The 8,713-nt window shown below is 72.7% G+C and carries 10 protein-coding genes; 5 read left to right on the top strand and 5 right to left on the bottom strand.

Features of this window, described 5'->3' with window-relative positions; all coding sequences use genetic code 11:
• A partial coding sequence (locus ACWDCZ_RS18550; protein ID WP_449816423.1) for a hypothetical protein occupies window positions 1-1,012 on the top strand: 1,012 nt, incomplete at its 5' end.
• A gap of 130 nt (window positions 1,013-1,142) precedes the next feature.
• Here the strand turns inward: ACWDCZ_RS18550 and ACWDCZ_RS18545 are convergent.
• Both ACWDCZ_RS18545 and ACWDCZ_RS18540 read right to left on the bottom strand, forming a co-directional pair.
• Window positions 1,143-1,577 carry an SMI1/KNR4 family protein gene (locus ACWDCZ_RS18545; RefSeq protein WP_449816422.1) on the bottom strand — a complete coding sequence of 145 codons (435 nt, stop codon included), beginning with the start codon at window positions 1,575-1,577 and terminating at the stop codon, window positions 1,143-1,145.
• A 37-nt stretch (window positions 1,578-1,614) separates the two neighbouring features.
• Window positions 1,615-2,280 carry a TetR/AcrR family transcriptional regulator C-terminal domain-containing protein gene (locus ACWDCZ_RS18540; RefSeq protein ID WP_449816421.1) on the bottom strand — a complete coding sequence of 222 codons (666 nt, stop codon included), beginning with the start codon at window positions 2,278-2,280 and terminating at the stop codon, window positions 1,615-1,617.
• A 68-nt stretch (window positions 2,281-2,348) separates the two neighbouring features.
• Here ACWDCZ_RS18540 and ACWDCZ_RS18535 point away from each other — a divergent pair, with 68 nt between their 5' ends.
• Window positions 2,349-3,611 carry a beta-ketoacyl-[acyl-carrier-protein] synthase family protein gene (locus ACWDCZ_RS18535; RefSeq protein WP_449816420.1) on the top strand — a complete coding sequence of 421 codons (1,263 nt, stop codon included), beginning with the start codon at window positions 2,349-2,351 and terminating at the stop codon, window positions 3,609-3,611.
• 43 nt (window positions 3,612-3,654) lie between these two features.
• On the opposite strand, the gene ACWDCZ_RS18530 is transcribed toward ACWDCZ_RS18535, so the two are convergent.
• The gene (locus ACWDCZ_RS18530; protein ID WP_449816419.1) at window positions 3,655-4,560 is read right to left on the bottom strand and encodes a S41 family peptidase; all 906 of its coding nucleotides are present in this window, start codon (window positions 4,558-4,560) and stop codon (window positions 3,655-3,657) included.
• 386 nt (window positions 4,561-4,946) lie between these two features.
• Here ACWDCZ_RS18530 and ACWDCZ_RS18525 point away from each other — a divergent pair, with 386 nt between their 5' ends.
• Both ACWDCZ_RS18525 and ACWDCZ_RS18520 read left to right on the top strand, forming a co-directional pair.
• Window positions 4,947-5,588 carry a hypothetical protein gene (locus ACWDCZ_RS18525; protein WP_449816418.1) on the top strand — a complete coding sequence of 214 codons (642 nt, stop codon included), beginning with the start codon at window positions 4,947-4,949 and terminating at the stop codon, window positions 5,586-5,588.
• Between the two features lie 33 nt (window positions 5,589-5,621).
• Complete coding sequence (locus ACWDCZ_RS18520; RefSeq protein WP_449816417.1) at window positions 5,622-6,197, top strand: RICIN domain-containing protein; 576 nt, start codon at window positions 5,622-5,624, stop codon at window positions 6,195-6,197.
• A 215-nt stretch (window positions 6,198-6,412) separates the two neighbouring features.
• Here ACWDCZ_RS18520 and ACWDCZ_RS18515 read toward each other — a convergent pair whose 3' ends face one another.
• Both ACWDCZ_RS18515 and ACWDCZ_RS18510 read right to left on the bottom strand, forming a co-directional pair.
• A complete protein-coding gene (locus tag ACWDCZ_RS18515; RefSeq protein ID WP_449816416.1) occupies window positions 6,413-6,949 on the bottom strand; it encodes a DUF4240 domain-containing protein in 537 nt (178 codons plus the stop codon).
• Between the two features lie 324 nt (window positions 6,950-7,273).
• Window positions 7,274-7,921, bottom strand: a complete 648-nt coding sequence (locus ACWDCZ_RS18510) for a transglycosylase family protein (protein ID WP_449816415.1) — start codon at window positions 7,919-7,921, stop codon at window positions 7,274-7,276.
• 448 nt (window positions 7,922-8,369) lie between these two features.
• On the opposite strand from ACWDCZ_RS18510, the gene ACWDCZ_RS18505 reads away from it, so the two are divergent.
• On the top strand, window positions 8,370-8,696 hold the full coding sequence (locus ACWDCZ_RS18505; RefSeq protein ID WP_159028505.1) for a hypothetical protein: 327 nt from the start codon (window positions 8,370-8,372) through the stop codon (window positions 8,694-8,696).
• Window positions 8,697-8,713 lie beyond the last annotated feature (17 nt).

Below are 8,713 nucleotides of genomic sequence, written 5' to 3'. Positions count from 1 at the left end.
CGTCCCCGCCCCGGCCGCGCCGACCGCCGAGGCGGCCCCGGCCGCCGCCACCCCGGCCGGGCAGGCCCCCGCCGCCGGGGCCGCAACGGCCAAGACCGACGTCAAGGCCGCCGCGAAGGCCGCGGCCAAGCCCGCCACGCCGAAGGCCCCCGCCCCGTCCGGCGGAAGCGGTATCGGCATCACCTTCGGCGGCCTGAGCGAGGGCGGGAAGATCGGGCTGAACGACCTGGTCCCCTTCACCGTCACCTGGAAGAACAACGACGCCACCGGCACCCGCAGCGTGGCCCCGGTGGTGGCCACCCAGCAGTACGAGGGCGCGCCCTGCACCATGGTGCTCGCGATGGCGGACGGCACCCTGGAGCGCAAGGACGCCTCCGGCTGGAAGACGCTGGACCACCTCAGCCAGGGCGGTGGGATGGACTACGCGGGCACCGCCGACGACGCGGCCTTCACCCTGGCCGCCGGCGAGAGCCGGACCATCGAGTTCCGGATGCGGCTGTCCCTGGCCAACCGCCCGGGGCAGATCACGATCGAGGCGGACGCCCCCGTGCCGCACTCCAGGAACTACCTGGACATGGCGAAGGCCGAGCTGAACGCCACGGTCGTCGACAGCCACAGCCCGGAGATGCTCTCGGTGATGCCGCCGGCCAAGGGCATGATCACCACGGACCCGCTCCCGTTCAGCTTCCGGGTCTCCTCGCCGGACGGCACCGCGGGCCTGCGCCCCCGGGTGACCGTCTGGAGCTCCGAGGGGCCGACCCCGAACGACGTCACGGTGGAGGCCCTGGTCGGCGACGTGTGGAAGCCGGTCGAGCTGAAGGACGAGTGCGGCCTGGTCACGGTCGACCCGAACGTGCCGGGCGTCCGCGACGGCAACACGGTCGAGTACACCTTCCGGGCCACGTTCAAGGAGGCCCCGAAGTACGGCGCCGACGTGGACATCCGGGTGAGCGCGGAGTCGAACGGCCACCAGTCCGTCCAGCGGTCCGTCTTCCTGCGCGACGCGCGCTGACACCGCACACCCGCGCAGCCGCGCACCCGCGCACCCGCACCACCGCCCCGGCCTCCCACCACTCGGGAGGCCGGGGCGGTGGCGTTGGGGAAGAGGCGCCGGGACGCCGATGTCCCGGTGAGCCGGAGGGCTACCGGTACCAGTCGTCTCCGCCGTCGGCGAGCGAGCGTCCGAGGTAGTCCCGGAGACCGCCGGCCACCCAGCGGCGGCTGTCGGTCTCGTGCTCCCAGACGAAGACGTCCGGCCTCCGCGGCGTCCGCACGAAGGCGAACTGGTCGCCGCCACCGTTGTCCCCGAAAAACAGGAGTGCGTCGAACGGCATGTACAGCCGGGCGAAGGAACCGTCCGTACGGAAGTGGAGGTTCTGCTCGACGATCTGCTCGACGGTCCAGACGGTGTCCACGCTGGTCCGCCCGACGAGTCCATTGCTCTCCAGCAGCAACTGCCTGAGCTCGGACGGTAGTTCCTCCCCCAGCTTGCGCTCGGCCTCCGCCAGGACCGACTCGTCGGCGGGCTCCGCGAAACCGGCGTCGGGGTAGGCCTCGCGGGCTGCTTGTCTCCACATGATCCGGAAGCGTAGCCGTCCCGGACGACACGCCCGCTCAGCCGGGACCGGGTTCGTCGTGGATCGTCAGTGATCCGGCGAGGTCGAGGTCGGCGACGGTGCCGTGCGCCCCGGCGCGGACGAGCAGCACGGCGCCAAGCGCGGTGCTCCAGAACGTCCTGGCCTCCACGGCGAGCGGTCGGCGGGCCGTCCAGCCGCGGCTGTCGACGAGTTGGCCGACGAAGCGTTCGGACTGCCGGAACAGCAGCTGGAGGTGCCGGTCGACCACGGGGGCGAGTTCGGGCTTGGAGATCCCGGCGGCGAGTGCCCGCGTGACGGACGGGAGCGAGGGCATGGCCAGGACGGCGCGGGCGATGTTGCGCCGGAACGTCGCCGCGTCGGGGGCCTGGCGGCCGATGCGCTCGATCCGTCGGGCGTCGTGCAGCAGGCCGAGGAAGGCGGCGTGCACGAGCAGTGAGTCCTTGGAACCAAAGTGGTAGGTGACCTGGTTGGGGAAGACGCCTGCCGCGTTCGCGATCTCCGCGACGCTCAGCTCGGCGCCGGGCCGCTCCTTGCAGAGCTCCGCGGTCGCCTCGATCAGCCGGATCCTCGTCGCGCGACCGCGGTCCCGCGAGCGGCCCGGGGCCGGTCGGGCTCCGGTTCGCTTCTTCTCCACGCGCTCCGTCTCCTCCACGCGCTCCTTCTCCACTCGCTCGTTCTCCATCCCGGAATTGTATGTGATACAACTTGCCCCACATCAACTTGTATCGCATACAAGAAAGGCTGAGGAGCATGCACCGGACCGAAGTCGTCGTGACCGGACTCGGCGCGATCACCCCGCTCGGGGCCGACGTGGCGTCCACCTGGGAGGCCCTGCTCGCCGGCGCGTCGGGCCTCCGCGGGAACGCCCTGCGCGGCCATGAGGGCGTCGGCCTCCCCGACACCGTCGCGGGGACGATGGCGGTCGACCCCGCCACGTTGCTGCCGCCGGTACAGGCGAGGCGGCTCGACCGCTCGCAGCAGGCAGCCCTGGCCGCGGCGGCCCAGGCCTGGGCCGATGCCGGAGCCCCGGAGGTGGCCCCGGACCGGCTCGCCTCGGCGATCGGCACGGGCATCGGCGGCGTGGGCACGCTGCTGGGGGAGGACGACGTCCTGGAGACAGCCGGAGCCCGGCGCGTCTCACCCCGCACGGTGCCGATGCTCATGCCGAATGCGGCGGCGGCACTGATCAGCATCGAGTACGGCGCGCAGGCCGGGGTCTACACGCCCGTCTCGGCGTGCTCCTCCGGGGCCGAGGCGATCGCCCTGGCGGCCCGTCTCATCCGGGCCGGCGAGGCGGACGTGGTCATCGCGGGCGGGACCGAGGCCGCGACCACTCCGATCACCGTCGCCGGGTTCGCCCGGGCCCAGGCACTGTCGGGGCACACCGCCGATCCCGCCTCGGCGTCCCGGCCGTTCGCGGCGGACCGCAGCGGATTCGTCCTCAGCGAAGGCGCCGCCGTCCTGGTGCTCGAAAGCGCCGAGCACGCCGCCGCCCGGGGCGCGCGCGTCCACGCGGTGCTCGCGGGCGCCGGCATCGCCGCCGACGCCCACCACATCACGGCGCCCGCCCCCGACGGCGCCGGTCAGGTCTCCGCCATGCGCAAGGCCCTCGCCCAGGCCGGTCTGACCCCCGGGCAGATCGGCCACATCAACGCCCACGCCACCGGTACGCCGGTCGGCGACGCCGCCGAGGCGCACGCGATCAGGGAGGTCTTCGGCCGCGCCACCGTGACGGCCCCCAAGGCCGCTCTCGGCCACCTCTTCGGCGCCGCCGGGGCGATCGAGGCGCTCATCGCCGTCCTCAGCGTGGAGCACGGCGTCATCCCGCCGACCCGCAACCTCACTGCGGCGGGCATCGGCCCCGACATCGGCCTCGACGTCGTCGCCGAGCGACGGGACGTCCCCCAGGAGGCCGTGCTCAGCAACTCCTTCGGCTTCGGCGGGCAGAACGTCTCCCTCGTCGTCACCGGCGCACGGCACCGCGCGTCCCGTACGGCCCCGGCCGCGCCATGACGGACACGGACGATCGCTTCGGCCGCCACGAGACAACGGGGTCCTAAGGGGTGCCCTGACAGGACGCCTGCCGCCCGAGCCAGCCGGTCGCGGCGGCGAGTGACGGATCCCCCTCCTTACGGGTGTCCACGGCCTCGTCCGGCTCGATCGGCCCCGCGTGGATCCGGCCCGTACGGTCCGCCTCGGCGGCGCCCGTGAGCAGGACGACCGCACCGTCCGACAACCGGTGCGCGGCGTTGCCGGTGGGCACCCCGTAGGTGCGCGCGCCGAAGCTGCGGGTCTCCGGGCGGCCGATGAACGCGATGGCGACGGCCTCGCCCGCGCTGCCCGTCCCCGGGCCGGTGAGGACGGCGACGGGCGCGCTCGGCCACGCGTCCGCGCCGGCCCCGAGGGGCTCCGCCTGCGGGGCCCCGTCCAGGAACGGCACGCCCCCGCGCACCGACCAGACGCTGCGGGTGCCGTCCGCCGTGACGAAGGCCCCCACCGGACCGTCCCCGAGCAGCGGAGCCGCCACGGCCAGCGGCGCCCACATCCCGCCGCCGCTCTCCCGGCGGAGGTCCACCACCCAGCCGCAGGCGCTCGCCCCGGCGACGGCGGCGCGGCCGCGGGCGACGTACTCGGCATAGGTGCGCTCCGAGCCGTTCACCGCCGGAAGGTTCAACCTGGCGATGCCGCCCGGAAGTTGTTCGACCGTCGGGGCGTCGACCGTCACGGGGTCGGCGTCCACGGCCGCCGCCTCGCCGGGCGGGTAGAACCGGCTGTGGCCGTCCCCGAGCGCCGCCACCGCGCCGCCGACCGCCCCGTGGGTGTCGGCCGCCGTCCGCGCCCCGGCCGCCCGCGCGAACGCCTCGCCCCGCAGCTTCGGCCAGTCCACCGTCGCGGTGTTCAACGACTCCCGCTGCAACAGGTCCAATGCCTCCGACAGGTAGCCGTGCGCCTGCGCCGACATCCCCCCGGGCTCCCCGGAACCCCCGGAACCCCTCGAACCTCCCGAAGCGCACCCCGCGACCAGCGCCACCGCGCCCGCCACCACCACGGCGATTCGCGCCGCTCTCATCCGCACCCCTCCCCCGGTTCGTACAGCCCCCATTCCTACCCCACGAACCGGCAAGCGGCGACGGCCGGGAGCCGCCCACGACGGCCGCTGCCTGGGACCCGCTGCCGCCCCTGCCGATCCCCGATGCCGTCCCGCAGGCCCGCCGGGTCCCGCCCGGCCGAAAACCATCGTGTGCGCGGGACCCCCCTAGATATCTCGGATGGACAGGGCGTCAGGCCGCACGCGAGGCTTCCGGGAGGTCGGACCGGAACCATTCCCCCTACCGGAGGGATCTCCTCATGACAGCATCACCCAGGCGCCGACGGACCGTCTTCACCTCGGGGTTGGCCGCCCTCTTCGCCGTCGCCGGGTTGGGCCTCACCGCCGCCCCCGCGCAGGCCGACGCACCGCCGCGCGCCACCTGCAACCCCGAGATCGACCAGGTCTGGGACGACATCGTGACGGCCACCGTCACCCCGGTGGTCACCGAGTTCACGTCCTTCAACGTCGTCCCCGGGACGACGGGGCAGCAGCAGCAACGGCTCACCCAGGTGGCGATGATCACCACCAAGATCAACAACAGCGCCGATTTCAACCTCAGCTACAGCTCCGCCCTGGGCCAGGTCGGCCTCAAGACCGGCTTCCAGGTCGAGACCAGCCGGGCCAACACCCGGACCACGGACACCTCCCGGACGGTGAACATCAACGCGCCGGGCAACTACGGGATCTTCCGCGGGTTCCTGCGCGTCGACGGCGAGTGGACCCGCTACCTGTGCGCCCGCTCGGGCCAGGGCACCGGGTACTGGATCAAGGCGAACCCGAACGGCACGGGCTACTACACGACGTACGGGGCGGCGAGCGAGGGCGTGGTGCTCTGCTCGTACCCCGAGCCGGCCGGGACCGTCCGCGAGGCGGCCCGCCTCGAACTCTGCAAGCACTGACCCGTGACCGCGTCCCACCCAGGAGGGAAGACCATGGCGAAGTCCGGCAAGCGCTCCACCCGCCGACTCGGAGCCGTGCTCGGCAGCGTCGCCTTCGTCGGCTCGCTGCTGACCGTCGCGGCGCCGGCCGCGCACGCGGCGAATCCGCTGGACGGCTTCACCTGCGAGAGCGGCGGGTACCGCATCTTCACCCCGTACACCTATGCGAGCGACCGGATGGTGCTCGGCTGGTCCCATGCGTCGTGGGACAACGGCTCGATCGTCCAGGAGCCGTGGCAGGACGCCGCCCACCAGCAGTGGACACTGTGCGGCGAGAACAATCCGACCCGGACCGACGGCAAGTACTACAAGCTGATGGACCATGCGCGCCACTGGTGCCTCGGCATCGACCGGGCCATGACCGACGACGGCAACTGGCTGATCGACGAGCCCTGCAACTACTCGCAGAGCGAGATCTTCTTCATCCAGCCGGTGCCGGGCACCAACCTGAAGGCGATCATGGCCAAGCACAGCAACCGCTGGCTCTCGGTGGACGGCTCCAACTCCGGATCCCACGTCACCCAGGGCTCCTTCAAGGCCGACCTGTTCGAGCTCCACAAGGTCTGGTAGGCACCCGCCCGAGCGCCCGTGGGGGCCTTCCGGCAGCGGAACCCGGCCGGAAGGCCCCCAACGGCTGCACCGGAATCACCGTCGGCCGATTCGGCGAGCTCAACATCTTCACCTGCCCGAACGATCCCGGACATCCGCACCGCTGGAGCGTCCAGTAGCCCACGGGAGGCGGCCCGTCGGCCCGGACCTCGGGCGGCGCCGCACTGTCTGCTCCGTCACTCCGGATACAGCGCCGCCAGGCGTGGCAGCCGTCGGCTCAGCTGGTCACCGTCGCCGAAGTCGAAGTTCCAGGCCGGGTCCAGCGGCGGGTACGGAACGGTGAGGGCCTCGTCGGGGAGGTCTTCACCGGTGGCTTCCCGGTAGGCGCTCCAGGCGATGCTCAGGGCCTCCTCGCATTCGATGTCGATCCCGTCGGCGGCGTACGCCTGTACGGCCGGGAGCGCGGCGAGCCGGTCCGGGTCGGTGATGACGCTGTCGAAGGTCGTGCGGCCCTGTGTGATCAGCCAACCGCGGAAGTAGTCGAAACCGTCGTCGGAGCAACCGCCGTTGATCAGGTAGGCGGCGCCCCACAGCGGAGCCCGGTACGAGTCGGCCATCAGATTCCGCAGGACCTGCTCGGCGGCGACGATCTCCCTGGCGGGGCGAAGCGCGAGCAGCGCGCCGGCCCGGATCGCGACCGCGTGGCCGTTGTCCGGGGCCGGCGCCTGCGAGCGGGCTTCCTCGATCAGGTTCCAGAACTGCTGGGTGTCCATGGTGGTCGAGCATCGCACCGGACTCTGACAGCACGGCCAGGAGACGGACCGTGCCCGCCGCGACGGACCGCCCGACCAGGAGCGGGCGCCTCTTCAAGCGCTGGAAGCCGTCCGACCGGGTGTCCGGCTCGCGACGTTACGGGAGGCTGGTTCGTGAATCTCCGCCTGGTCCTGAGTCGTTGGCGACTCCACACCAGTGCCGCGTTGGAACGCTCCTTCACAGGCGGGGTGATGATGGCATGGCGCGTGTGGCGAGGTGGACCATGAGGTGCCCAGGCTACGGGTCGAGCCGCCGCTCGTACGAGCCCGCTCCACCGACGGGCGTCAGCGCAGTGCGATGACCTGGCCGGGCAGGAGCAGGTCGGGGTCGTCGCCGATGGTGTCCTGGTTGAGTTCGTAGAGGGCGGGCCAGCCGCCGTCCGTGGCGAAGGCCTCGGCGATGCCGCCGAGGGTGTCGCCGGGTTCCACGGTCCAGGTGTCCGGGCAGTCCTCGTCGTCGTCCGTGCAGACCGGAGCGGGGGCGTCGGCGTGGGATGGCGGGGTGGCGGAGGCATGGGGCCGGGTGTGCGCCGGCCGGTTGCTGCCGGTGTGAGCGGCCGGGTGGTCGCCGCCGTGCGCGGCACGGGCTCCGCAGGCCGGCCACGGGGTCAGGCCGCGACGCTCGGCGAGGTGTTCGGCCACGGCGATCTGCTGTTCGCGGGTCGCCCGGTCCGCGCGCGGCGCGTAGGCGAGGCCACCGTTCGAGCGCCAGGTCCCGCTGTCGAACTGCAGCCCCCCGTAGTAGCCGTTGCCGGTGTCGGCCTGCCAGCGCCCTCCGCTCTCGCACCTGGCGACGGCATCCCAGTCCACTCCCGTTCGGACCCCCGCGCTCGCCGCGGCGGCGGACGCTGTTGCCGTACCGCCGGCGAGGGCGACGGCGAGCAGGGACAGCAGAACGACGACCAGGCGACGGGCCACGGACAGCGGTGACATGAACGCTCCGTACTCCGGGAACAGGGACCGGGCACCGAAGTGCCCCTCCCACCCATGCACCTGACGCCCTCGACGAGCAGGAGCGCAGCGCCGATCTCGCTCGACCGGCGGCTCGACACCACTCGAACGCGCGACCGGGCCACCGGGCTACGGGCCGAGCGATCGCCCGAGCGGCCCGGAACGCCTCCTCGGGCCGTACGGGTGGGCCACTCGTGATCCACGGCGGGGCTCCGACCCGCAGCCGCGCCCTTGGGGCCAAGGACGGGGGCAGCGGTCGGGAGCCGGGCGCCGCCCGGGGTTCGGTTCTGCGGTCAGGCCCCGGGGACGGTGAATAGCATTTTTGCTGGCTGTCCGTCAAAACCCTGACGCATTGGGCTTGTTCGGGCTCGTCGTTTACGCTGGGCGGCGGTTCGATCACGCAACTGGTGTGTCTGAGGGGGCTGAGACGATGGCAGGGTTCCGAGTGAATCCGCAGGACCTGCGCGACGCGTCGAAGAGCGGCTACGCGGTGGCGAAGGGCATCCAGCAGGACTGGGCGGAGGCGTTCGGCCACGCGCCGCCGGCCCTGGGCCTGCCGAACTGGTCGTTCGAAGGAGCGGCCCAGGCCGCCCTCCACGACCTGGGTGAGCACATCGACCGCATCACCACCAGAACCCTGGCGGAGGCGGCCGGCAACCTGTCCATCATCGCCAGGAGTTACGAGAACACGGACAACGGCGCCGCCTCGACGGTCGACGGCGCCGGGGCGCAGACCGGGACAGGGGGGCAGGGCTGATGCCGCACTACTGGGGA

The sequence above is a fragment of the Kitasatospora sp. NPDC001225 genome, assembly GCF_053597855.1.
Note: the sequence above shows the minus strand (reverse complement) of the source record. Positions and strands in the feature narration are given on the sequence as shown.